The organism is Halorubrum sp. SP9 (assembly GCF_005435015.1).
Lineage (GTDB): Archaea > Halobacteriota > Halobacteria > Halobacteriales > Haloferacaceae > Halorubrum > Halorubrum sodomense.
On record NZ_SGXU01000178.1, the window covers coordinates 1 to 815 of the forward strand.

General features: G+C 62.3%; 1 protein-coding gene and 1 tRNA gene. Both read right to left on the reverse strand.

All coding sequences use genetic code 11. The features are described 5' to 3' along the window. Nucleotides 1-194 precede the first annotated feature (194 nt). Nucleotides 195-270 (reverse strand) — tRNA-Ile (locus EXE45_RS17070). A 44-nt stretch (nt 271-314) separates the two neighbouring features. Next, entirely contained in the window at nt 315-779 is a 465-nt protein-coding gene (locus EXE45_RS17075; RefSeq protein ID WP_137695033.1) for a group I intron-associated PD-(D/E)XK endonuclease, read from the reverse strand. Nucleotides 780-815 lie beyond the last annotated feature (36 nt).

Below are 815 nucleotides of genomic sequence, written 5' to 3' on the forward strand. Positions count from 1 at the left end.
TCGCCGGCGACGTGGCCGACGACACCCTCGACGAGTTCACCGCCGCGGTCGAAGAGCGGTGCCCGGTGAGCGACAACCTCGCGAACGAGACCGCGACCGACGTGACGCTCCAGCGGGAGTAGGCGGGACCGTTCGAGGGACGGATTTCGGCGATGGTCGTTTCGGAGACCGATCGGTAACGAGGCTGGAACTGATGGGCCTTGCCGGATTTGAACCGGCGATCACTCCGTTATGAGCGGAGGGCTTTGAGCCAGACTAAGCTAAAGGCCCGCGTCGATTTCGGGTACACGAGCGACGTTCTTTAGATTACCGCATTACCCCGACCGGAGGTCGTCGAGAACCGTCTCAAGCCGATACTCCGCGTGCCAGTTGACGTTCGCGCGGTTGTCGTTGGCGGCGGGTTCGTACCGGATCGCCGTCGTCGTCGATCCGGCCTCCTCGATCGCGATCAGGTAGACATCCTCTTCTCTGACGTTCAAAGCGGCGAAGTAGTCGATCTCGCCCTCGTATCCCGAGCGCTCGTACCCGTCGCTTTTTGCGCGGACGCTTCTGGTTCTGAACTCCACCGCACCGTCGCGTTTACTGTCGTACGCGGTTTTGACTTGGATCCGGTGGAAGTCGCCGCCGACCTCGGCCACGAGGTCGTACGGCTCGTTGTCGAACGCTGGCGTGAGCACGGAGACGTCCCGAGCGACCAGTTCCGCGATAACGATCGCTTCCGTCGCCTGTCCGCGCTTCTGTGGTTCCTCGAGTCGGTCGTACTGGGCGAGACGTGACATACGAACGGCTGCGTCGCTATCGTACAAAACGAGCGG